A 24,263-nucleotide genomic window follows, 5' to 3' on the forward strand; every position below is an offset into this window, starting at 1 on the left:
TAACTGAACAATTTTTCCTATAGAGGTGAATGATATGGAACCGTATGTATACGATGCAAAAGTATTGAATCGCATGAAACGAGTGGAAGGACAAATTCGTGCCATCATCCGGATGATGGAGGAAGGAAAGGAATGTCGCGATGTCGTGACGCAATTAAGTGCCGCACGTTCCGCACTCGATCGCGCTTCGACTATCATTGTGGCTAAGAACTTGGAACAATGTATCATCACCGCTCAAGCAGATGGCGAAGATACGTCCGAAACGGTGGAAGAAGCCATTAAAATGTTGATGAAACGCTAGTTCCCCTTGCTTTCCCTGTCCAAATGGGAGAAAGTTAGAGTAACGACTTACTAAGGGGGATTTCCTTGTGAACTTCGAAGAAAAAGTAGAATCATTTAGAGCGCTCGCCGCTGAACGTAACATGACGTTCAAAGAGAGCGACACTGAAACGCACGTCACGTTCTTGACGCGTGAAACAACAAAATCCGGGGCTCAGCCCGTTATGATTATCGCTTTTAACAAAAAGACGACAGATGCTGAGTTGTACGCTGCTACCGTCACGCACGTCCCAGATTACGTAGAAGATTTACCGATTCTTAATGCCTTGAACGAGTTCAACCAGGAGTTCAAATACTTCCGTTGTGTACTCGACAGCGATCGCGATGTCACACTCGCCTCAACACTCGACCTCGACCTCGGTTTCTCACCAGAGATCATCTTGCAACACTCATTCATGATGTTCCAAGCGGCTGATGAAGTGAACGAGTACATGCAAAAGTTGTATACGCAAGTCCAATAACAAACAGCCGCCCCGGACGAATCCAGGGCGGCTGTTTTTGAATCATTCTTTCGAGCGGACTCGTATAAGGAGAAAAAGGAGGAATTGCTGATGATGACACGTTACACCCATTACCTCGAAGCACTCGAAGGAATCAGGGGGGCGACAAAATGGTTCACTGACGATTTCCGACGTTTGATGGCAATCAACTACGCCATGCACGATGCCCCGTTCGATTCGAAACGGTTCGAACACGCTCAAGCGGTTCTGAAACAAAAGACCGGCATGTTCTCAAAATTTCGCGGCAGCAATAATTTCGTCTGGCTGTCGTTTCTCGACGCCAAGTATGAAGACATCGAACCGGCCATCGACGAGGTACTCCGGCTCGACACGTTGCTCGACCGAAAGCACTTCCGCTTCAGTATGTTACGGCCCTTTATCGCGAGCCAACTGATTAACGTTGATGAGCCCGAACGCCGACTCGACGAGGCGAGCGCACTCTATCAGACGTTCAAACGAAATCATCCTTGGCTGACGAGTGAAGAAGACCTGTTGTCCGCCCTCGTTCTCGTTCAAGCGTTCGATGACCACGATGCGTTGAGTCAACGGATTGAGACGTATTATGAAGCGTTGAAAGCACAGCTCCCCCGCTCGAACGAACTCCAACTCGTCTCGCACTTATTCGCCTTTAGTGAGTTATCACCAGATGAGGTCGTCACCCGCTTCTTGGATTGGCACAACTGGCTAAAAAAACAATCCATCGCCGTCAAAAATGAACATCTGCCACCGCTCGCCCTGTTGGCCATCGTCGCGGTCCCGAACGACAATGACGAACGCGACCTGATTGACATCACGAACGCGGAGAAGGAAAAACATCGCTGGTTCCACACACACGCGTTGACCGTCGCCTTGCAACTCGTCGCGGCAAACAACATCAAGGAAGACGCGAGCGATTTACTGTTGCACGGCACGTTCGCGCATTTGCTCGCCATGCAACAAGCTGCGACGGCTGCCGCAACCGTGGCCATCATCTCGAGCACCGCTTCAAGCGACTAAAAAAAGAAGGGTTCCCCCTTCTTAAGAAAATAAATACCAGCTGAGACACCCGAGCACGAACACCGAATTGGCAATTTCGACGATCCCGATCTTCATGATAGGGATCTTTTTACCGTAGAAGACAACCGCTCGGATTAGGCTTGGTGCGTAAGCGAGCGCGAGTAACGGATACCCAAGGACGATGAAAACGGCGACGAGCAAGCCGTGATATCCCCAAGACAGATTGCGATACGACACACTCTTCTTCTCTCGAATCATCGTCTTGACGAAAAAGATACTCCCGAGGAAATAGAGGTACGGCAAGACGAATACCCACACCATCGTCGCGTCGAGCGTACGCGCGCCTAGGTAATAGCTCGCCATCCCACCGATGCAAAACGAGGTGACGGCGCTGACGTCATTCCAGACGTTGCGCTCGTCCTTGATTTTGGCGAAATAGGCGTTCACCAAACCAAACGGAATCATCGCGAGGACGAACCAGACGAGACGCCATTCGGACAGAAACACCGGGATGGCGGCGACGGTGGCAATCGTCAAATACGTGATGACCGTGCGCAACATCTGCTGCGATTTTTTCCGTTGCTTGATGAATTGGAACAAGAAAAATGTGCCCATGTAGACGAACAGCCAGGCGATGGCGAACGGGATGTGCGCGAGTGTCCAGCCGCCGACAATGCCGCCGAGTAAGAACGGTAAGATGAGCATCGACCAAGCGCCGTGTTGTTTTGGAATCATCCATTTCATGTGACTCCCTCCTTCTACGTTCAGTGTAGAAGAAAGACGGCTATAAAACTGTGATAAATTTTACAAAACAAAAAACGATCTCAGGCGAGATCGTTTTTTGGTGAAAGTTTGGGTTTGATGACCGCCGGCTTGGTATGTTCAACCACGTCGTCCGCCAACATCTTCGTGACGACCCGACCTGCGATCGAGACCGCGACGAGCGTATACAGTGCATTCGACAATGGTAAATAGATGAGCGAGATCGCCAAGACGATGACATCAAACGTGATGAGAATCGTACCGACCGACACGCCTGTCCATTTCGATAGACCTAAGGCGAATAAATCATCGCCTCCGGTCGCCCCGCCTGACTTCAAGACAAGACCGAGACCATATCCGGTCACAATCCCACTCGCGATGGCCGCAAACAATGTTGCCGGCCATACTTGAATATCAAACGTGAGCAAGTCGAGACGGTCCCACATCGCATAACTAAGCGACAAAGACGAAGCGGCTAGTACCGCTTGCCCGACAAAACGCCATCCTTTCCACCACAAAGCGACGATAAAAAATGGGATGTCGAGCACGATCATCGAAATCGCCGGGTCGATATCAAATAAATAACGACCGAGTAGCGATAATCCGACGAACCCGCCTTCCGCCAAACCAAACTGTTCATTCAAATAATAATAACCGAACGCCATGATCAGCGTTCCGAGCACTATGGTAGCAACTCGTTTCATTCCGATTGTCCTCCCCGTTCTTGACGGAGAGGAGGATCCTCAGTCGTAGCTGCGGTTCCATCTGTTCCATCTCCGATCTTCCGTTTGTTGATTGATACACGTGGTTGTGATCAGTCAACGCTAGAAGTCCGGAAGTTGGAACAGAGGCCATGTCCTCTCGGTATCCATAAAGACCTTCCTTTCTCAAATTGCGCGTAATCTTGTACGTAGTTTACCACACATTTTGATTCAGTTCATGAATTTTACCTTTAGTGCATGTTACGTTTCGGTAAATCTTTCTTTCCGAACCACCACCAGTTCCAATCCCCGAACAGTTTCATGAGCGACGGAACGAGCAGGATCCGGATGATGGTCGCATCAATGAAGATGGCGAGCGCAATCCCCACGCCGAGCTGTTTAATTGGACTCACGCCCGTGAAGGCGAACGCACCCGTCACGACAATCATGATGATGGCAGCCGATGTGATAATTTTACTCGTCTTCGCAAGCCCCATCTCCGTCGCATAGTCATTGTCGCCTGTCTCGCGGTAATATTCCTCGATTCGCGAAACGAGAAATACCTCATAGTCCATCGACAATCCAAAGACGAGTGAGAAGATGAACACCGGTGTCAAAATACTGATTGTTTCTGCATCGTACACATAACCTGATTCAAAAACGATGACGAGTAAACCGAACGTCGCCCCAAGACCAAGCACGTTCATGAGAATCGCCTTGATTGGAATCAAGATGGATCGGAACGCCCACATGAGGATGAAGAAGGTTGCCAAGATGACGGTGATGACCGCATAGGGAATGCTGTCATAAATCTCATCATAAATCTCTTCATTGAAGGCTGCCGGTCCGCCGACTTCAAACTCTTTGTCTCGCCAATCGCGTACGAATGCTTGCGCTTCTTTGTCGCTCGGAGGTACATCGAAGCTGACATTCACGAGCGCCAAATCTGTATTCCCATCAAGGGTCACAAGTCGCTCAAGTGGGGCGAGTTGTTCTGGCGCCGCTTCGGCGAGTTGCGTAAACGTCTCAGGCGTCAATCCGGATGTCGTTAAGAAAGTCGAGACATTATCGACAATATCGACCTCGTTTAACTCATCTATGAGACTCGTCAATTCCTCTAAAATCATCGGATCGGTCAAATCGTTCGCTTCAAACAGAAGGACCGCATCGGTCGAGTTATCCCCAAACACATCGTCCCATCGTTCGAGTGCCGCTCGTGATTCATATGAGGTAGGGAGCGCATCGGCGTCCGGAATGTTCAACTCTAGGTCGCGCACGAACCAAAGACTCGGGAGCAGGATCAACAAAGCAATGAGCGTCATCGTCACCGGACGTCTCATCACGAAGCGAGCAAGTTTTTGCCAGCGCTTTTCAGATTTCGTCTCATCTGTCTTGATGATTCGTCCTTTATTCAAGGCGTCACCGACTAAGTAAAGCGACGACGGCAACAAGGTCAGTGCAGATAGCACGGCCCCCGCGACGGCAATGAGGGCACCGAGCGCGACCGCCTGAAAGACATCTACTTGAATAAATAGGAGTCCGGCTAATCCGACAAAGACACATAGACCTGAAAAGAGAATCGAGCGTCCCGCCGTCGCTACTGTCCGGACAATCGCCTCTTCTCTCGATTGCCCGCGTGTTAACTCTTCTCGATACCGATTGACGAGTAACAGTGAAAAATCAATCCCGAGCGCAATCGCAATCATGGCGACGGCATTGAGAACAAAGATAGATAATTCCATGTTTTGCGCAAAAAAGAATAGCGATCCCGCTGCCACAATAAAGGTAATCAACCCGACGAGTAACGGCATGAGCGCGGCGAGCGGTGTGCCGAAAACAAGCAACAACACGAGAAGCGCGACCGGAATCCCAATCAACTCCGCTCGAATCAAGTCATTTTTCGAAGCTTCGTTTAAGTCATCCGCAAAGACCGGTTCTCCCGTCAAGCGGACTTCGGTATCCGTATCAACGATGAGCGCGTCTCGGACGGCATCGATCGAGGATTCCGCCGCATCATAATCTTCGAATTCCAGCACGAAATAGGATACGTCCCCTGAACGCGCGTCCGGATTCTCCGCCGGGGTAATCACGCCATCAATTGATGAAATTTCCCCAAATCGGTCTTGTTGTTCGTCCATGACCGCCTCCAGATTTCCTCCCTCAAATAAGACGATCATTGAAGCACCTGCTCGATCAAATCGTTCATTCAACTGATCTTCTACCTGTTGGAAACGTCCGTCTTGAATGGCAAATCCGTTTCCTCTCAACTCACCCGGGAGCTGTAGCCCGAAATAAACTGAACCCGCGAGTAAAATCGCCCATATGAGTAATACGCCATACCGAAAACGAACCAACTGCCTACCTAACCATTCCATTGATGTCACTCCTCCCTGTCTATCCATCTACTTCCCGTTTCTCGATTCATTCATCATCACTTCACAAAAAATTCCTGAACCTAGGTTCGGTTCAGGACTCTTGTCGTTCAAAGACTTGAAGCCAGCTATGACAAAATCGAGGTGGTGCGGACAAGACGACGAGTCGATCCCCTCGTTCATCTAACAGCATTACCTTCAATAATTGGTTGTCTGCACACACGCTTGAGCAAAATAATTCTTCCTCTCGATGAAACAGTTGGAACGACTCTGTCGATGTGATCGCCGTCGTTTCTCCCACTTGATCGAGAATGACCGTGTCGCGGTTTCCTTCGTATGGAATGCGCCAGGTTTCTTTCGTCTTCACATTTTCAACTAAAAAATGATGAGTTCGTTCATCGAACAATGTCACACACGTTTCAGGTGTGAATCGTTCAAAATCATACGTCCCTTGATACGCTAGCTCGATGATGTTCCCAAAGACAGGGACTTCTTCATAGCGGCTATATCGAAACGTATGATCATGGAGGTTCAAGGCTACGACATCCGATTCGGCTGAATATAAGAAGATGTCATCGCCTTGCCAATAGTGCAAATTGCTAAACCAGTCTCCGTTGAATCGTTGAGGGATCGCATGCGTCTCCATCTGTCCTCGTTGTAAATCAATGACTCCGTAAAGTCCTTTTTCCTGGAACCATGCCACGGCACGTCTTGCATTCGGCTCCACATATAGGGCGCATGGTGTCCATTTCCAGTCGATCTCCCAGCGAATTTGAGACGACTCGTCAAAGAACAAAAATCCAGTTTGCGCCAAGTACAACATCCAACCTTCACCTACACGTTCTAGCCATTCGATCGTTTGATGAAATTGAAAGTCTGCTGTTTGTTTGTACATTTGATCACTTCCTAGTTTCAGCTTAGCAACGACCGAAACGAAATTCGATTTTGAATGTGTTCATTCAACACATTTTCGATTTTCCTGTATACTGACGGTAAAGACATATCCTTTAGAAAGGAGACCTTCCATGCGTCCATTACAACTATCACCAGAGACCGCAGTTGAACTCGCAAAAAAATTAAACGTCCCCCTCGAGGAACTGATGCATATGCCAAAACACATCCTCGTTCAAAAAATGATGCAACTCGAGGCATCTCAAACAGAGGAAGACACACCAAAGGAGACGGATTAACGTCTCCTTTTTGGTTACTGCTCTTTGCGTTTCCGCTTTCTCGATACATACCAGAGACCACCGATTACAGCGAGGGCCGCACCACCGGCCACAGCGTACTTGCTGTAATCTGGGCGACGTTCGGTTACGACTAGTGTCGAGAGTGGAGCGACCGTCATATGACGGTCCTCGACTTGACGTGGCGCCGTCAGATTAACGGTATGGTCCTCCACGTTCACCTCGAACTTGCCAGATGGAAGTTTGACCTCAACCGCCTCCTCGAGTGCGTTGTGGTAGACGATATGTCGTTCTACATATCCTTCCACATGACGGCTCAATTCAAAGGCAATCACACCCTCTGCTTCATCAAAGAAACGCAAGTGTTTGCGAATCTGTTCCGTGTTTTCGAGTCGGAAGAGCGGATATTGCTTACGCAGACGCAAGAGACCTTTCACATATTCTACACTTGGCGCTTCTTGCTCCGCCCGGTTCCAGTCCATACGGTTGATGACTTCGCCTGAATTGAAGCTATTCTCATCCCCGTCTTTTGTCCGGAAAAATTCCTGTCCACTGTGAAGGAATGGAATCCCTTGACTTAGGAGCACAATCGACGTCGCCAAACGGTGGCGACGGCGACGTGTCGTCTCGTCATCTTCCGGATTCGTCACGGATAACTTGTCCCAAAGCGTCAAATTGTCATGACATTCTACATAGTTGACGACCTGGTTCGGCTCATCAGCGAAACTTTGGCTCGTGATGCCACCAGCAATCCCTCGTTTCACATCTGCTGTCATATCCGTGTTTCCACTCACCCAGCCCGGTAAGTCTTCGATGAAGACGTCTCCTCGGACACCGTCTCGAATCCCATCATTGAATTGGGCGATGCGTGGCATCTTATGCGCATTATGCTGATTCGCTTTTTTACGAACTGGGAGCGGTGTATCCAAATCCCACCCTTCCCCGATGACAAGAATCGATGGGTCGACGCGGTCGAGCGCTTTCCGAATCTGGTTCATCGTTTTGACGTCATGGAGTCCCATCAAATCGAAGCGGAACCCGTCAATCATGAATTCTTTCGCCCAGTACGTGACACACTCGACCATGAGCTTACGCATCATCGCACGCTCGGATGCCGTGTCATTCCCACATGCCGAACCATCCGCGAGTGTTCCGTCTTCGTTTAAGCGATAGTAATAGTCCGGGACGAATTGCCCGAGCGGTGTTGTCAACGCATCATACGTGTGGTTGAAGACAACGTCCATGATGACCCGGATGCCTCGATCGTGGAGCGCTTGAATCAGTGCCTTCAATTCGACAATTCGCGTCGCCGGGTCATCTGCCGACGAGGCGTAAGATCCTTCGACCGCAAAGTAATGAACCGGATCGTAACCCCAGTTATAATTGTCTTCCCCTTCACGTGACTCATTCACCGAGCCGTAGTCAAAGAACGGCATTAATTGGAGATGAGTGATTCCAAGCGAGGTAATATAATCGAGTCCGGTCGGGTAACCGCTCGTGGTCGTCGTACCCGTCTCGGTCATCCCTAAGAACTTCCCACGGTGCGTCGCCCCACTCTCTGGGTGACTCGTCAAATCACGGACGTGCGCCTCATAGATGACCGCCTCTTGTGAAGAATTGAATAGCGGACGTTCTTTGATCCAATGGTCCGGGTTCAAAGATGCCGGATCGAGCAGACATCCTCGTTTCCCATTCACTCCGACGACTTTCGCATACGGATCGAGCGACTCTACTTTTTTCCCATCAATCAGCGCTTCAAATACATAAAATTGACCTTCGAATAAGGCACGGTCGAGTTCGATCACCCACGTCCCCTTCTCAGCCAGCTCGAGCTCGAGTCGTTCAAACTTACGGGCACGGGCTGTTCGATACAACTTGACCGACATCTGTTCCGCTACCGGAGACCAAACTCGTAGTCGAATCTGTTCCCCTTTGAACGTCACCCCTAGGTCTTTCCCGTGATAGGCAACGTGATCTAAGTCTGCATGTGTGTGTTGATCCATTGTACGTTCCATCTCTTCACTCCTTCACTGCTTCAAATCTGCTATCATTATAACAAAACCACACAAAGGATGGATGAAACATGGCAAAAGACAATTCTTTCGATATCGTGTCAGAAATGAATCTTGAAGAAGTAAAGAACGCAATCCAAATTGCGGAAAAGGAAATTTTGAACCGTTATGACTTCAAAGGGTCAAAGAGTGAGATGTCCCTCGACAGTGGCGACCTCGTCCTCATCTCGGATGACGACTATAAACTCGAGCAGTTAAAAGACGTCTTGATCACGAAATTGATCAAACGCGGTGTCCCGACGAAAAACCTCGACTATCAAAAAGTAGAGAACGCACTCGGCGGCACGGTTCGCCAACGTGTGAAATTGAAAAGCGGCATCGACAAAGACGACGCGAAGAAAATCAACAACGCCATTAAGGAATCAAAACTAAAAGTCAAATCGCAAATCCAGGACGACCAAATTCGCGTGACAGGTAAGTCGCGTGACGATCTTCAAGCCGTCATGCAACTCGTACGTGAACTTGAATTGTCCGTCGATGCCCAATTTACGAACTTCCGATGAAACTCGCCATCATCAGTGACCCGCACGGTTCGTTTGATGATTTAAAGGCCGTCCTGGATGACGTTCGTCGCGAAACCGAGCATATTCTCTGTCTCGGGGACCTCTACGAATGCCATGTTGGCAAAAAACGACGTCACGAGCGCTTTCATCATGTAGAAGACGTCGTGACGTACGACCCAAATTATGAAGCGTTACTCACATTCCCGAGTCTACGAGGCAATCAGGAAGAGCGAATCGACGAGGTGCTCGTAATCGACCATCCTGTGAAAACACGGATTTCGTTATTGCCGGAACAGACGACTCTCGAGGAAGCACGCTTTTTACATGGACATCAAGTGAAGTGGAATAAAGACTGGGAACCGATGGTCGAGAAAGGAAAATACCCACTCGTCTTCATCGGACACAGTCACATCCCCGGGATTTACCGAAAGGGAACCTCTCTGCCGTGGGAACTCGGGACACCGTTCCATTTGAAGAAAAAACGATATGTCATTAACGTCGGCGCCGTCATCTTCGATCGGGAATGGTGTCTATATGACACGGAAGCCCGAACGGTCACGCGGATGAAAGCATGAATACAAAAAAGGACCTCAATTTTTTTGAGGTCCTTTCGTCTGTCTTACATTTCTTCAGGAGCTTCGACACCGAGTAAACGGAGCCCTTCTGTCAATACGAGCGTCACTGCCTTGACGAGAGCGAGACGCGATTGTTTGCTCGCATCTTCCTCTAGGACGCGGACGTGACCGTAGTACTTGTTGAACGCTTGCGCGAGGTCGAGTACATAACGGCTGATGATGGATGGTTCGCGACGTTCATGCGCACGTGTGATGACGTGCGGGAACGCGTTGAGCATCGTGACGACACCCCATGAGTAGTCATCGTCTGCACCAGTGAACGATGAACCGTCGTAGTTTCCTTTACGGAGGAGTGAGTTTGCACGAGCATTCGTGTATTGGACGTAAGGTCCTGTCTCCCCTTCGAACTTGAGCATGCTGTCGAGATCGAACTCGATGTTGTTGATGCGTTCGTTTTTCAAATCGTGGAAGACGACCGCGCCGACACCGACCATGCGTGCGACGTCTTCTGCGTTCGCAAGATCCGGGTTCTTCTGTTCGATGTTCGCCTGTGCTTTTTCGATTGCCTCTTTCAAGACTTCCTCAAGAAGAACGATGCGTCCTTTACGTGTCGACATCTTTTTCCCTTCTTGCAAGATCAAGCCGAACGGCACGTGATGCATGCCATCAACAAAGTCATATCCGAGCTTACGAAGAACCGAGAAGAGTTGTTTGAAGTGAAGCGCCTGTTCACCACCGACGACATAGTTTGCTTGGACGAAGTTATACGTCTCGTAGCGATAGATCGCCGCTGCCAAATCACGTGTCGCGTACAACGTCGCGCCATCTTTTTTCTTGATCAAGCAAGGTGGCAAGTTCTCCTCTTCGAGCGAGACGACCATCGCCCCTTCACTTTCCACTAAGAGGTTTTTCGCTTCTAGCATCTCGACGACGCGTCCCATTTTATCGTTATAGAACGCTTCCCCGTTGAAGCTTTCGAATTTCACTCCAAGGAGGTCATATACTTTCTGGAACTCTTTGAGCGACTCGTCACGGAACCACTGCCAAAGCTCTGTCGCTTCCGCATCACCATCTTCAAGCTTTTTGAACCAAGCACGGCCTTCGTCTTCGAGTTCTGGTTGTGTCTTCGCCTCTTCGTGGAAATGGACGTATAATTTCAAGAGTTCTGCGATTGGATTGGCGCGTACCGCTTCCTCATCGCCCCACTTCTTGTAGGCGACCATCAATTTCCCGAACTGAGTGCCCCAGTCCCCAAGGTGGTTGACGCCGACGACGTCATATCCGTTTTTACGTGCGATTTGGTTGATCGCATTCCCAATCACCGTCGAACGCAAGTGACCCATCGAGAACGGCTTCGCAATGTTTGGTGACGAGAAGTCCGTCACAATCGTTTCATTGCGTGCTTCGTGTGTCGCATATTCCGATTTTTCCTCAAGCACGGTGTTGATGATTTCTTTTGATACGACATCACGGCTCAAGAAGACGTTGACGTAAGGTCCCGCCGCCTCCACTTTCGTGAACAATTCATCGTTCAATTCATTTGCGATATCTGTCGCAATCATGACAGGTGCTTTTCGGTAAGCTTTCGCCAATTGGAAACACGGGAACGCGAGGTCACCGTGCGCCTCGTGTTTTGGCTTCTCAATCAATGCTTCAATTTGGTCAATCGTGAGTTCTTCACCGATGACACGGGATAGTGCTTCTGCATATTTGCGTTCATAACTCATCTGTATGTCCTCCTTCTTCAATAACAACTCATAAAAAAAACGCCCTTTGCATAGATGCAAAGAGACGGGAATTCCCGCGGTACCACTCTTCTTGCCTGCATGATGCAGACCGCTTTATGGTGATAACGGTTCCCTCCGGCTATGCCTACTCTCGTTTCGGATAGCATCTCAAAAGTGCGTTTCGCGACGTTTGTCAGCCCAGGCTCTCACCAATCCCCAGGTCGCTTTGTTGACTAAACCATCGTTACTCTCTTTTTCATCGACTTTCGTCTATGCGGTTGAAAAGCAACTTCATTATAGAGGATATTCCCCGTATACTCAATGCTAGAATTCAAGCATGATAAAAGAAAGGCAGGACTCGCACGAAATCATGACGAATCTTTACTATTATATCTTGAAATGTCCCATGCTAGGAGGGAACACATGAACCACTTTCGCAAGATGTCCGTGCTCGGTTGGAGTGTATGGAGTGTTTTGTTCTGCTTCACCATCGGATTATTTGCATTGGATGTGCTACACGCCCCGACCATCGATCCGTTGTCCTTTATTTTAATCTCATTACTCGTCATCATCTTTCAACTCGATTCAATCGAAGTCAAAGGTGTGTACTTCACATTCTCTGAGAGTATCGTATTAATTCTATTTCTATTCTTTGGATTTGAAACCGCACTCATCGTCAACCAGATTGGATTATTCGTCTTTCAATTCGCCAATTTGAGACCAAAAGTCGCCATACGCCGTTTTCGCTTCACCTATCCGTGGAACGCCATTACGGCATACTTAGAAATTGTCATTCCCGCTACCGTCTATCTCGCCCTCGGTGGGGAGACTGGAATCGATTTCTATTCGAAAGAATCATTCATCCCGCTTGCCGGGTTATTTCTTGCCATCTTCTTAAACACCATTTTCCAAAAGTATCAGGTGAGATGGTGGTTCCGCGTTGATATCGGGTTGAGTGACTTTTTGAAGATCGCCTTCTACACATACGTCGTCAGTTTGATTTTCATCTTAGCCGCAGCATTCTTCCGAGAGACGAATTTACTTGTCGTGAGCAGTATCGCGGCAGCACTGACCTTCTTCATCAAACGACTTCTCATTCAAAAGGGACGACAGGATGCGTATAAATCTCTGATTGAACAGTACGACGAAGCGAAAGAAGCCGTCTCTTTGTCTCAGAGCGAAGCGCAAGCCATTGAAGTCTTTTTAAGTCAATGCGAACAATTGAACCATTACGATGAAGGATATATCGAGTTCAAGCTATTTGATCGCACACTCTATTTCGACTTGAAGACACGTCAACCGATTGATCGCCCCATCGTATTTGCGCTACTGGATATCAGTCAACCTGTCGAGCCTGTCCTTGACTACGAGATGCGATTTGAGTGGGATGCTTCATTGTCTGACGCTTTCCATGACGACTACCATAGCTTCGTCTCAATTCGTTCGGAAGAAATCGAGGGAATCCGAACATGGATCGTGATGACAGGAGAACCTGTATATGGGTATCCGAAGATTATCCAACAAGAAATCCTCAAGTTGCTCAAGTCGTTCAACCGGACCATCAGCCGTTGTCATGAACGAGATCGTCTGTATACCGAGAGCCGGACGGATAGTTTGACTCTCCTCGCCAATGCCCGCGCCTTCTACGAATACGGGATTCAACAAATATCCGACATCTCGATGTATCCGATCTCGGTCGCCATGCTCGACATCGATTTCTTTAAAAAAATCAATGATACGTATGGCCATCAAGTCGGTGACCAAGTGTTGCAGGAATTTGGTCGACGTATCCGGCAAGCCCTTCGCGCTGATGACTTTGCCGCCCGTTATGGTGGGGAAGAGTTTATCTTGCTTCTCAATCATTGTGACATGTCTCAAGCCGTTGACATTGCAGAAAGAATTCGCCAGCAAATCGAAGCGAAACCGTTCCTTGTCGATCATCATGAGATTTTTGTGACTGCGTCCATCGGGATCGATACAATCGATGCGTTTGGAAATAAGCGATTAGACGATACAATTCGAAACGCGGACCGTGCGCTATATGTCGGTGGGAAATACGCGGGACGTAACCGTGTGGCGCACTTCAACAATTTAACGACGTAAACTCCCCTTTCTCACATCGAATTGGGGAGTTTTTAAGTTGACAAGCAGATTTGAAACAGTTACGTTAGGGAACGTGTTTACTAATTGGATAGATTCACTTTTTATCGAGAGAGACGGAGGGACTGGCCCTGAGAAGTCTCGGCAGCGGGGAACCTGTGCCAAATCCAGCGGGCGTATTGCTCGAAAGATGAAAAGGGTATTTCGCACGAAGGACCTTTTTCTCAGAAAAGGGTCCTTCTTTTTTTTAGTGAGGTGATTATTTTGGAACAACCAACAGCAAACAAATGGGCACTCTTGCCGTTACTCGTCTTCTTACTCTTCTTCATCGGGGCGGGTGTCTATTACGGAGACTTTTATAAGTTTCCGGTACTCGTCGCAGCCATCATCGCCTTGATGGTTGCGGCATTCATGACAAAAGGAAGTGCCACCCAAACCGTCGAGCGCATCGCGCAAGGAGCCGGCAATCCGGGCATCATCATCATGATTTTCATTTTCTTACTGGCTGGCGCCTTTTCAACGGTAGCGGAAGCCATCGGGGCAATCGATGCAACGGTCAACGCCGCCTTGACTCTATTACCACCTTCGCTTCTCTTGAGCGGACTCTTCGTCATCGCCGCCTTCATTTCAATGGCGATGGGAACGTCGACGGGTACAATTGCGGCACTTGCACCGATCGCCCTCGGTATCCATGAAGAGAGTGGCGTCAATGTCGCCATCGCTGCCGCAGCCGTTGTCGGAGGGGCGATGTTCGGGGACAATCTCTCGTTCATCTCAGACACGACCATCGCTGCCGTCCGGACGCAACGAACGAACATGCGTGATAAATTCCGCACGAATTTCTGGATCGTGTTACCGGCCGCCATCATCACGACGGTTTTACTCGCCGTCTTGTCAAATGGGGAGTCAACGGTCGATGTCGCCGCATTCGAATGGTACAAACTGATTCCGTATCTTGCCGTTATCGGACTCGCATTGACAGGATTAAACGTCATTTTGGTTCTGTTAGGTGGCATCACGCTCACCGGCATCATCGGTCTCCTAGATGGAAGCCTATCCGTCACGGCGTTTGTGACAGCTATTGCGGACGGGATGATTAGCATGGCCGAAATTTCATTCCTGACATTACTCATGGGTGGACTCGTCGGTCTCATCTCACACAACGGCGGACTCACGTATTTACGTGACGCGTTGACATCTCGTATTCAAAAACGTGCCGGTGCCGAATGGAGCATCGCCGGACTTGTCAGTGCGACAAACGTAGCGACGGCGAACAATACGATTTCCATTCTCGTAGCCGGTCCACTTGCAGCGAACATCGCGGACGAGTATGACATCGAACGGAAGAAATCAGCAAGCGTACTCGACATCTTCTCATGTGGGGTACAAGGGATTCTTCCGTACGGAGCTCAATTACTCATCGCTGCAGAATTGACGAAGACCGCATCGCCGGACCTCGTCCCGTTCATGTTCTATCCGTTCCTACTCTTTATTTGTGGAGGAATCGCCATCGCATTCAATTTCCCACGTTTTAAAAAACAGTCATAAGTGAAAACACCCCTTGTTCAAAGGGGTGTTTGTCGTTTCGTGACCATCTCTTGTTTCAACTGCTCGTTCCGTTTCTTGAAAGCGCGTCGTTTGAGCACTTCTTCTAGCCCCCGGCTGATGGCCCATAATGCGACCAAAAGTAGACCGAGCATCGATAAACGAAATGGACTTTGGATAAATTCTTCCCACTGGTCCCCGATGACAGAGAAAATCACGACGACGAGCAGTTTCCCGAATCCTGCCGCCATGATGAACGTACGGAGCGGCATCTGAATGAGCGCCAATAAATACGTGATCAAACTGACCGGGATGAACGGGAGAGAATATAAGAATCCGAGCGAGATCGGACTCATATGATTGATTCGTTCCAACCAATAGACCGCCGCCTTATGTTTTTCGAGCCAGCGCGTCATCGGTTTGCGGAAAACGTAACGGACAGCCGCAAAAACGACGATGGTTCCAAGAAGGTTCCCGATCCAGGATAAGAGAACGCCTAACAGAAAGCCGTATGTCGCTGCATTGGCAGAGATGATTAAGACGAGTGGTAAAAATGGAAAAATCGCTTCTAAAAACGGTGCACCGAGTCCAGCCCATGGACCACCAGGCAAACCTTGAAGCCATTCAATCAATTGGATGATGTACTGTTGGAGAGAATTAAGCATAGTCGTTCCACCTTCAACTTTCGTTACTACTCTATTACCCGAATTCGATTTACAAGACGCATCTCCCTGCATTCGTCAAAAAAAATTAAAAACCATTTGCGAAAATTCGTCGTGATATTTATCATATAATAATGGACTTGTGGTTGCAGGCAAGTCTATTCGTCGAACGACACAACCCAACGTTCGTTTTCCTGCAAAAAACTGAACACAGGGGAGCAACACAACATGGAAACAAAACCAATGCGGGTCTTGCTGTACTATAAGTACGTCAACATCGAAGACCCAGAAACACTCACGCAAGAACATTTGAAGTATTGTAAGGACCTCGGCATCAAAGGACGCATCTTGATTTCCTCCGAAGGAATCAACGGGACGTGCTCTGGTACTTGGGAGCAAACCGAGCAGTACATGAATGACTTGAAAGCAAACCCTCTCTTCAGCGATATCGAGTTCAAAATCGATGAAGTCGAAGAGCATGCCTTCAAGAAAATTTTTGTCCGTCACAAGAAAGAGCTCGTGACGTGGCGCTTTGATGGCGAGTTTGATGTACCGAAACAACACGGTGCATACCTCGAACCAGCAGAATGGAAAGAGATGATGAATCGTGATGATGTCGTCATCCTCGACATTCGTAACAACTACGAGTACGAACTTGGTCACTTTAAAAATGCGATCAAAATCGATGTAGAGGCTTCACGTTACATGCCGGAATGGCTCGAAGAGAACAAGGACCTCTACGAAGGGAAAACACTTCTCACGTACTGTACCGGTGGCGTCCGTTGCGAGAAATTTACAGCATATATGCGTGACCAAGGTCACGACAACATCTTCCACTTAAAAGGTGGCGTCGCAATGTATGGTAAAGATGAAGCGACAAAAGGAGAGGACTGGGAAGGCGAGCTCTATGTCTTTGACGAGCGGATCAATGTCCCGGTTAACTCCGTGAACCCATCTGTCGTCTCACACTGTATGCACTGTGGGACAGAGACGGTTCGTTACGTTAATTGTGCCAACCCGGAGTGCAATGCACAGCATTTCTGTTGTGAAGAGTGTGAACCGAAACAAATGCGTTCATGCTCGAAGGAGTGTCAAGAACACCCACGCAACCGTTATATCATCGATAACATTGCAGAGAAACTTCAGGAGACTGAAGGAGTAGTCGGGTAACAAAAATCGACCAGAAGATGTCTTGGAGAACGTGTCCAAGACATCTTTTTTTGACGAAATCTTAACGTCTAGCTTGCGCCTCTTTCGGGTATAGTGAAGATACTATGTCAGACAGGAAGTGAATGCACGCATGTTTAACGAATCTTTACTCGCTGCGATTCTCGCTTGGTTTATCGCCCAAGCGGCTAAGCTCGTAACTGAACTCATTAAAACAAGAGATTTTGAAATTGAAATCATGTTCGCTTCAGGAGGCATGCCAAGTTCGCACTCGTCTACCGTCGTCGCACTCGCTACCGCGATTGGGCGAATGGAAGGCATTGACTCGAGTCTATTCGCTCTCGCTGTCGTCTTTGCCACTATCGTCATGTATGATGCGACCGGAGTTCGGCAGGCGGTCGGTTTCCAAGCACGGCTCTTGAACGATTATTTCAAAGGAATTAAACATGAGACCCCACTCTTGAATGAACTCGTCGGCCATACGCCGTTCCAAGTCATTGTCGGAGCGTTACTCGGTCTCGTCGTCGGACTGTTTTTCCCAATGTAATCGCAGAAGGTATGTCATTTCTCACACTCTTGATTCTTTTTGTGAAGTTTCACAAAGAAGACGGTATACTCAAGAGAGAGGGGGAATCGACATGCCTTTTTTGCAGAAATCTTATGAGTCTCTCGATACACTCGCCGAAGCGATTGGTCAAGCGATTCGAGCACCGATCACGATTGAGAATCGCCACCACCAGTTGCTCGCCTATAGTACACATCCGGATTCGACCGACCCGGCCAGGATTGCGACCATCATCGGGCGTCGTGTCCCAGAAGCTGTCATCGAAGACCTATGGGAGAGTGGTATTTTACAAGAAGTCATCGACCAAAATGAACCGGTCGTCATCCCGGCCCGTCTCGCCGTCGGTCTTGGGGAACGCGCCGCAATCGTCATCAAACAACATGATGAAGTACTCGGCTATATTTGGAGCTTAGCTCGGACAAATCCGTTCAGTACTCAAGAATTAGCCATCTTGCAAGAAGGGGCGACCATCGCCAAAAAGCTGCTTATGACCATCGCGATGCACGAGCGACGAATCAGCGCCGAGCTCGAACGCTTCTTATTAGATGTCCTCGCTTCCCCGACCCTGACGGATGCGAATCGCGAACGATTGAACGAACTTGCTCCGATTGCCGTTGCCAGTCGGTTGACGGTCATCGAATGTGCTCAACCGATCACCCCTCAACTTGCGGAACGCCTTCACTATGTGCTTGCGACGCAAGAGTCAATTGAAGTCGTTTTACATGCCATCGACGGTCAGCAGCTACTCGTCTGGCATTATATGAAGTCTGAACTCTCCGATGAAGAGACTGTACTCATAGCCTGGGCGGAACGGTTCGAACAATTGCTTCAAGACAAGTTCAGCGAATCCGAACCACGTCTTGGCATCAGCCGACGTTTTTTCGAAAGTGACATGTTATATGCCGCAGCCGAAGAAGCGCGACGGGTTACCACGCTGCGTCGCAAGTTCCCGCTCGAACTATCGACTTCCCGTGCCTTCGAGCAGATCGGCATTTATCAACTCGTCCCGGAACTCGCTCGACGTATCGGACTCCGACTGGAGACCCACCCGACAGTCGAACGGTTGCAGCATTATGATTCATCCCATCAGACCGAACTCGTGAAGACGCTCGAATGGTATTTTTATTTTGATGGGAACGTCAAACGAGTCGCCGCTCATCTTCATATTCATCCGAATACCGTTCTGTACCGGATTCGCCGCATCGAAGAGTTGACGAATATCACACAAGTTTCCTTACCAGAAAGATCCATGATTTATTTAGCCATTAAGGCTGGTCAATATCGATTAGAAGACTAGACGCTCACTTTGTGATTTTTCACAAAGTGAGCGTCTTCGTTTTTAGAATCCATGCTAAAGACAGCGTTTTCAAATGGGTCTATACTAGGGGTGTGAACAAATTGTGTCAACGGAATGAAAGGGGAATGTTCCATGAAAATCGGGGTATTAAAAGAGATTAAAAACAATGAAAATCGGGTGGCCTTAACACCGATGGGTGCATTTATGTTAACGGAGCTTGGTCATGATGTATTCGTCGAAACGAATGCCGGTCTCGGTAGCGGATTCACGAATATGGAATATATTGATGCCGGTGCAACGATTCTTGAAACGGCGAAAGAAGTTTGGGAAGGCGTCGAACTCGCTCTCAAAGTAAAAGAACCACAGCCGTCTGAGTATCAATACTTCCGTCCTGACTTGACGCTCTTCACCTATTTACACCTTGCGGCAGAGCCAGAATTAACGAAAGCGCTCGTCGATTCTGGGATTACAGCCATCGCCTACGAGACAGTAGAAGTGGATCGCACGTTACCACTCCTCACACCGATGAGTGAAGTGGCAGGACGTATGGCTGCGCAAATCGGAGCTCAAATCCTTGAAAAACCACATGGTGGAAAAGGAATCTTGATGTCTGGTCTCCCAGGCGTGCCTCGTGCGAACGTCACGGTCATCGGAGGCGGTGTCGTTGGAACGAATGCAGCTCGAATCGCAATTGGTCTTGGGGCGAGCGTGACGTTGATGGACATTAGCCCGGCTCGTCTTCGTCAAATCGACGACTTGTTCGGAAACACAATCAATACGTTGATCTCAAATAAATACAACATTGCGAAACAAGTGGCTGAGAGTGACCTTGTGATTGGTGCCGTGCTCATTCCAGGAGCAAAAGCACCGAAACTCGTCACGGAAGAAATGGTACAGCGCATGTCGCCTGGTTCGGTCATCGTCGACGTCGCCATCGACCAAGGTGGGATTTGTGAGACGATCGACCATATCACGACGCATGATGCGCCAACGTATGAGCGTTATGGCGTGCAACACTACGCCGTCGCTAACATGCCAGGTGCCGTGCCACGCACTTCGACAATGGGTCTGACAAACGCGACGATGCCATATATCATCGAGTGTGCGCAAAAAGGCGTATTCCCAGCACTTCTTGAAAACGAGGCACTTCTCAAAGGCCTAAACGTCATCAATGGAACGGTCACGTATGAAGCGGTTGCACGTGATTTGGAATATCCGTTCGTTCCAGCCCATGAGGCGGTCTCAAAACAAACACAAGCTTAACCTTTAAGACGATGAGATGCCCGTTCTCATCGTCTTTTTCTATATAAAAAAAGAAGAAACCGAACGCCATCGTCCGATTTCTTCTTTAATTATGCGTTATGCGTTATGCGTTCTCAACGGCGATATCTTCCCCGATGATTTTCACTTCCGGCTCTAATTCCACTTCAAATTTCTCTTTAACGGTCGCCTGGACGTGACGGATGAGTGAAATGTACTCTGTCGCCGTCGCCTCATCGATATTGACGATGAACCCAGCATGCTTGAGCGAGACTTCCGCTCCTCCGATGCGTTTGCCTTGCAGTCCAGAGTCTTGAATCAACTTGCCGGCAAAATAGCCAGGCGGACGTTTGAACACACTACCACACGAAGGGTATTCAAGCGGTTGTTTCGATTCACGTTTATACGTCAAGTCGTCCATGACTTCTTTGATTAATTCATAGTTTTTCGGTTCTAGTTCGAACGTTGCCTCGAGTACGATCAAGCCCTCTTTTGAGACACGGCTCGTTCGATAGTCAAGATCGAGTTCGTCTTTAGATAAATGAAGTACTTGACCATCCTGCGTCAATACCGTCGCAGATGTGATGACGTCTTTCGTTTCTCCGCCGTATGCACCTGCGTTCATGTAGACGGCACCACCGACCGTCCCAGGGATCCCACATGCGAACTCGAGGCCCGATAATCCCTCTGCCAGTGCTTGACGTGAGACGTCGATAATCGCTGCTCCTGCCTGGGCAATTATTTGATTCCCTTCCCGACGAATCGAGTCGAGTTCATTCAAGTTCAAAACGATTCCACGGATGCCGCCATCGCGGACGATCAAGTTTGAACCGAAGCCAAGAATCATAAACGGCATCGCTTCTTGGTGGGCCAGTTTTAAGACGGCCTGCACTTCTTCGTACGTGTGTGGAGCCACGAAGTAATCTGCTTTGCCCCCTAGTTTTGTATACGTGTGTGCCGACAATGGCTCGTCTTGAAGGACGCGCTCGGCCGGAATGATCATTTGAAGTTGCTGTAAAAAGCTCATGCGTTCACTCAATCCTTTATGTTCTATTTAATCAATGTCTCGGTCCCACTTCATTCGTTCCGAGCACGTCACTGAATGGTTTCAGTACGAATCACAGTATACAAATGATTATTGGACGTGACAAGCAACGTTTTTCTTACAAATTCATGATTAGTTTATAGCAATAGTGATGTCGCAATGGCAACAATGATTGGAATTGTAAAGTTATCCCAATCTCGATATGAAATCGCTTCAGTTAGTGTAGCGATGATGGAAATGATAAACCCATATGTTACCACTTGCCAAAGGACGACATCATTCCACAAAAACAATAAAAATAAGACAGCATATGAGCTTAGAAACATGGCAATGCTTCCTTGGAAAGAACGCTTTTGTCCATATAAATCATAGATGACCGTCCCATATTTGCGTCCGATGAGTGCAGCCATTCCATCCCCCCAGGCGAGCACGAGTGATCCGGCTAAAAATGCGATCGGCTCGGACTCGAAGAAGAAGTATAAGATAATGAGCAATGCAATCGGATAGTATACAGTCCCGAATGATTTTCGTTCCGTTTGATGCACCGGTGACGGGCTTTTATATAAAAGGACCGCATTCGCAAATGTGAAGAAAATGAGCGGGACTGCCGCGACGTACCATGAATCCATTAACCAAACTGCTAATAACGACCAATGCCCGACTGCGATATGTACACTTTTTCGAATCGTTTCATCCGTCCATCCCAGACGCTTCCCGACGTGTTCGAGACCCACGAGAAACACGAGGACGAATACAATGGAAAGAATCGAACTAATCCATTCATTCATTGCTTGACCACCTTCATATATAGAGTGTGTATGATACCGTCATTATACCTTAATCAGTGCCCATCCTAGCTTACTTTTCAAACATTTGGTAGAATGAGGTCAAATGACTGTATAGCCAACGTACGCTGTTGGCGATAGAAAGGGTGGCCGTATGCGCGACGCAACTTCAATTCAAACTTTGGCAGATTGCCTTCATTTTATGCAGGTCGGAGAAATCGAGCGAGCCATCGCCCTCTTCCCTGAAGACGTGCGTGAACATTTCCCAAAAGAGCTTCGAAAAATCCACTTGTTTCATATTGAAAAGAACGGCTTATCGATTAACCAAATCGTCGCTCTCGCTAACGCACTGACCGGAGAGCATCTCTCTGCGACGACGATTCAAAACTGGACGAAGCGTGAAGTTCGTAAAATCATCGGTGTCCCACGAATCGGTAAAAAGTATTCCTTGCATCAAGCGGCAATCATTTATCTCCTTGATGACTTGAAACACCTTTTTTCCCTCGAAGAGACGAGTTCCTTGTTGGCGCTCATCTTCAACAACCCTGACCGGGACGAAGACGACTTCATCAAACCGATTGATTTTTATCGACTTTACGCGGAGTATGCGAAGTCAACAAGCCCGATCGACCTTCTCGATACACGGGCGAAGCGTTCGCTCGAAAAGATGAACTATGAACATCCAAATATCATTCACGTCTTGAAGCTTTGTCTATACGCACATCGGGTGACGACACTCGAACTCGAGGCCAAGCACTATTTGAACCGTTTCATTTGATGAGACGGTTTTTTCGTATCAAAAAACACCGGTCTCTTGACCGGTGCTCGTCATCGTTATGAGACAGATGCTGCGAGCGGCATCCGTGATTTGACCGTTAACGTCTTTAAGACGGAAAGGAGTTCGAACATCGATAACTGATCGGCTTCTTTCGTTAAGCAGAACGTATCGTCTTCTTGTTTCCGTAGTTCCGCGACAAGTTTACCTGCTTTGTCGCGAACGCTAAACTTGTGACGTTCCACATCATATTGAATCGTGAAGAGTCCGCGTTCATAGACGTTGTACTCACACTTTTTCCCGAATAACGAGAACTTGTCTTTCAATTGACCAATCGCCTGTCCATCATGGTTCATCACGACCCATTTTTGGCAGTTTGGGATGTATTTCCCATGAGCGATCTGTCGTCCAGACAAATTGTGCACTTGGACACTGCCTTCCGCGTCGCGGTGAACAGATCCGATCGCATCATTTGTCTCGTCATAAATGGTCGCCTCACCTTGTGTAAAGACGCAACCTTTTACATAAATTAATTTGCGCACCGCTTTTTCCTCCTAGCACGTTCCAACCGTGATTGTTTGTATGTGTACGGTCGGGTATTACTGAAAACCCCAATCGTTTCTCTGTGTAGTTTTTATCTCGTTTCAACTACTACATATTTCATATGACGAAGATGATTATTGCATCGTTTAAAGAAAAAGACAACCCTTTTTTTTCGACATCATTTGGATTCTGTCGAACTTGTGAACAAGCCTATTCTCATCGCTTATATCCCGCTTCTTTTAAGAGTTCTTCAAGCTCCATTCTTGCAATCAGACGAACTTGATTTGGCGCTGCCAATTCGTATGCGCTGTCCGTGAAATTCGAGTTCGTCACGACCCAGCCTTCGTGTGCTTGATAATAGGGAACGGCCGCTGCAATTTGTTGAACCGCTTCGAGTCCGACCGTCTTTTCATAACGCTTTGCTTGAACGGCAATCGACCATCCATCCGGTGTCTCCAATAACAAGTCAGCACCAAAGTCACGTGATGCTGGAGTCACCGTGACCGTGTAACCAAGCGCGGTGAACACTTCCTCTAAAAATAATTCAAACTCCCGACCATCCATCCGATCAATGCGGTCGATGGTCGACAGCCTTACTTTCCATATAAACCATGCAATTCCAAACAAGAGAAGCAGTACGCTGCTCCAAAGCGGTGCCTCGAACCACCATAAACATATGGCACCGATGATCCCAATGAGTAATCCAATCATGCTCATCTTTCCTTTCCAATTCCTCTCCCTCACTTTACCGTTTTGAGGGCAGGAAATGAAAGGGGGATCTGTCG

General features: G+C 48.4%; 24 protein-coding genes, 1 riboswitch and 1 other annotated feature. Of the genes, 13 read left to right on the forward strand and 11 right to left on the reverse strand.

All coding sequences use genetic code 11. The features are described from left to right. The first annotated feature begins 34 nt into the window (after nt 1-34). The 3 genes from OKS35_RS10940 (at nt 35) to OKS35_RS10950 (ending at nt 1,835) form a co-directional block, all read left to right on the forward strand. The gene (locus tag OKS35_RS10940; protein WP_015880529.1) at nt 35-301 is read left to right on the forward strand and encodes a metal-sensitive transcriptional regulator; all 267 of its coding nucleotides are present in this window, start codon (nt 35-37) and stop codon (nt 299-301) included. Between the two features lie 67 nt (nt 302-368). Then, nucleotides 369-800, forward strand: coding sequence for a YbjN domain-containing protein (locus OKS35_RS10945; protein WP_015880528.1), 432 nt, complete (start codon nt 369-371; stop codon nt 798-800). Between the two features lie 90 nt (nt 801-890). Continuing rightward, nucleotides 891-1,835: a DUF4003 family protein gene (locus OKS35_RS10950; RefSeq protein ID WP_240499775.1), complete on the forward strand. Its 945-nt coding sequence runs from the start codon at nt 891-893 to the stop codon at nt 1,833-1,835. A 21-nt stretch (nt 1,836-1,856) separates the two neighbouring features. On the opposite strand, the gene OKS35_RS10955 is transcribed toward OKS35_RS10950, so the two are convergent. The 4 genes from OKS35_RS10955 to OKS35_RS10970 form a co-directional block, all read right to left on the reverse strand. Continuing rightward, nucleotides 1,857-2,579 (reverse strand): YwiC-like family protein, encoded by a 723-nt coding sequence (locus OKS35_RS10955; protein WP_078146145.1) that lies wholly within the window; start codon nt 2,577-2,579, stop codon nt 1,857-1,859. Between the two features lie 80 nt (nt 2,580-2,659). Next, nucleotides 2,660-3,301, reverse strand: a complete 642-nt coding sequence (locus OKS35_RS10960) for a YitT family protein (protein ID WP_214817949.1) — start codon at nt 3,299-3,301, stop codon at nt 2,660-2,662. Nucleotides 3,302-3,549: 248 nt separating this feature from the next. Further along, nucleotides 3,550-5,673 carry an MMPL family transporter gene (locus tag OKS35_RS10965; protein ID WP_264093084.1) on the reverse strand — a complete coding sequence of 708 codons (2,124 nt, stop codon included), beginning with the start codon at nt 5,671-5,673 and terminating at the stop codon, nt 3,550-3,552. Nucleotides 5,674-5,764: 91 nt separating this feature from the next. Beyond that, a complete protein-coding gene (locus OKS35_RS10970) occupies nt 5,765-6,565 on the reverse strand; it encodes a hypothetical protein (RefSeq protein WP_078146142.1) in 801 nt (266 codons plus the stop codon). A gap of 130 nt (nt 6,566-6,695) precedes the next feature. On the opposite strand from OKS35_RS10970, the gene OKS35_RS10975 reads away from it, so the two are divergent. Beyond that, on the forward strand, nt 6,696-6,860 hold the full coding sequence (locus tag OKS35_RS10975) for a YycC family protein (RefSeq protein ID WP_074034904.1): 165 nt from the start codon (nt 6,696-6,698) through the stop codon (nt 6,858-6,860). Nucleotides 6,861-6,874: 14 nt separating this feature from the next. Here OKS35_RS10975 and pulA read toward each other — a convergent pair whose 3' ends face one another. Beyond that, complete coding sequence (gene pulA / locus OKS35_RS10980) at nt 6,875-8,872, reverse strand: type I pullulanase (protein WP_074034906.1); 1,998 nt, start codon at nt 8,870-8,872, stop codon at nt 6,875-6,877. 68 nt (nt 8,873-8,940) lie between these two features. On the opposite strand from pulA, the gene OKS35_RS10985 reads away from it, so the two are divergent. Both OKS35_RS10985 and OKS35_RS10990 read left to right on the forward strand, forming a co-directional pair. Further along, the gene (locus OKS35_RS10985) at nt 8,941-9,432 is read left to right on the forward strand and encodes a YajQ family cyclic di-GMP-binding protein (RefSeq protein WP_074034908.1); all 492 of its coding nucleotides are present in this window, start codon (nt 8,941-8,943) and stop codon (nt 9,430-9,432) included. Further along, nucleotides 9,429-10,007 (forward strand): metallophosphoesterase family protein, encoded by a 579-nt coding sequence (locus OKS35_RS10990; protein WP_159563362.1) that lies wholly within the window; start codon nt 9,429-9,431, stop codon nt 10,005-10,007. Before OKS35_RS10985 ends, OKS35_RS10990 begins: the two co-directional genes overlap by 4 nt. Nucleotides 10,008-10,051: 44 nt before the next feature. On the opposite strand, the gene argS is transcribed toward OKS35_RS10990, so the two are convergent. Further along, nucleotides 10,052-11,734 carry an arginine--tRNA ligase gene (gene argS / locus OKS35_RS10995; RefSeq protein ID WP_078146140.1) on the reverse strand — a complete coding sequence of 561 codons (1,683 nt, stop codon included), beginning with the start codon at nt 11,732-11,734 and terminating at the stop codon, nt 10,052-10,054. Between the two features lie 57 nt (nt 11,735-11,791). Continuing rightward, nucleotides 11,792-12,003, reverse strand: a binding site (T-box leader). A 154-nt stretch (nt 12,004-12,157) separates the two neighbouring features. Here argS and OKS35_RS11000 point away from each other — a divergent pair. Further along, complete coding sequence (locus tag OKS35_RS11000; protein WP_264093085.1) at nt 12,158-13,837, forward strand: GGDEF domain-containing protein; 1,680 nt, start codon at nt 12,158-12,160, stop codon at nt 13,835-13,837. A gap of 98 nt (nt 13,838-13,935) precedes the next feature. Beyond that, nucleotides 13,936-14,031, forward strand: a riboswitch (SAM riboswitch). A gap of 64 nt (nt 14,032-14,095) precedes the next feature. Then, nucleotides 14,096-15,382 (forward strand): Na+/H+ antiporter NhaC family protein, encoded by a 1,287-nt coding sequence (locus OKS35_RS11005; RefSeq protein ID WP_264093165.1) that lies wholly within the window; start codon nt 14,096-14,098, stop codon nt 15,380-15,382. A gap of 17 nt (nt 15,383-15,399) precedes the next feature. Here the strand turns inward: OKS35_RS11005 and OKS35_RS11010 are convergent, their stop codons facing one another. Then, the gene (locus OKS35_RS11010; RefSeq protein WP_159563358.1) at nt 15,400-16,044 is read right to left on the reverse strand and encodes a TVP38/TMEM64 family protein; all 645 of its coding nucleotides are present in this window, start codon (nt 16,042-16,044) and stop codon (nt 15,400-15,402) included. 225 nt (nt 16,045-16,269) lie between these two features. On the opposite strand from OKS35_RS11010, the gene OKS35_RS11015 reads away from it, so the two are divergent. The 4 genes from OKS35_RS11015 (at nt 16,270) to ald (ending at nt 20,333) form a co-directional block, all read left to right on the forward strand. Beyond that, nucleotides 16,270-17,211 carry a rhodanese-related sulfurtransferase gene (locus OKS35_RS11015; RefSeq protein ID WP_264093086.1) on the forward strand — a complete coding sequence of 314 codons (942 nt, stop codon included), beginning with the start codon at nt 16,270-16,272 and terminating at the stop codon, nt 17,209-17,211. Nucleotides 17,212-17,329: 118 nt separating this feature from the next. Continuing rightward, nucleotides 17,330-17,755 carry a divergent PAP2 family protein gene (locus OKS35_RS11020; protein WP_264093087.1) on the forward strand — a complete coding sequence of 142 codons (426 nt, stop codon included), beginning with the start codon at nt 17,330-17,332 and terminating at the stop codon, nt 17,753-17,755. Between the two features lie 91 nt (nt 17,756-17,846). After that, entirely contained in the window at nt 17,847-19,070 is a 1,224-nt protein-coding gene (locus OKS35_RS11025) for a PucR family transcriptional regulator (RefSeq protein WP_159563356.1), read from the forward strand. Nucleotides 19,071-19,202: 132 nt separating this feature from the next. Continuing rightward, nucleotides 19,203-20,333, forward strand: coding sequence for an alanine dehydrogenase (gene ald / locus OKS35_RS11030; RefSeq protein ID WP_015880510.1), 1,131 nt, complete (start codon nt 19,203-19,205; stop codon nt 20,331-20,333). 103 nt (nt 20,334-20,436) lie between these two features. Here the strand turns inward: ald and murB are convergent, their stop codons facing one another. Continuing rightward, nucleotides 20,437-21,357: a UDP-N-acetylmuramate dehydrogenase gene (gene murB / locus OKS35_RS11035; RefSeq protein WP_074034917.1), complete on the reverse strand. Its 921-nt coding sequence runs from the start codon at nt 21,355-21,357 to the stop codon at nt 20,437-20,439. A gap of 155 nt (nt 21,358-21,512) precedes the next feature. Continuing rightward, on the reverse strand, nt 21,513-22,163 hold the full coding sequence (locus tag OKS35_RS11040) for a diacylglycerol/polyprenol kinase family protein (protein WP_264093089.1): 651 nt from the start codon (nt 22,161-22,163) through the stop codon (nt 21,513-21,515). Nucleotides 22,164-22,314: 151 nt separating this feature from the next. Between OKS35_RS11040 and OKS35_RS11045 the strand changes: the two genes are divergently transcribed. Then, a complete protein-coding gene (locus OKS35_RS11045) occupies nt 22,315-22,938 on the forward strand; it encodes a DUF1836 domain-containing protein (protein ID WP_015880507.1) in 624 nt (207 codons plus the stop codon). 56 nt (nt 22,939-22,994) lie between these two features. On the opposite strand, the gene OKS35_RS11050 is transcribed toward OKS35_RS11045, so the two are convergent. Both OKS35_RS11050 and OKS35_RS11055 read right to left on the reverse strand, forming a co-directional pair. Further along, entirely contained in the window at nt 22,995-23,477 is a 483-nt protein-coding gene (locus OKS35_RS11050; RefSeq protein ID WP_015880506.1) for a hypothetical protein, read from the reverse strand. Between the two features lie 217 nt (nt 23,478-23,694). Beyond that, entirely contained in the window at nt 23,695-24,189 is a 495-nt protein-coding gene (locus OKS35_RS11055) for a restriction endonuclease (RefSeq protein ID WP_214784222.1), read from the reverse strand. Nucleotides 24,190-24,263 lie beyond the last annotated feature (74 nt).

It is taken from the genome of Exiguobacterium sp. N5 (assembly GCF_025842465.1).
GTDB classification, from domain to species: domain Bacteria; phylum Bacillota; class Bacilli; order Exiguobacteriales; family Exiguobacteriaceae; genus Exiguobacterium; species Exiguobacterium profundum.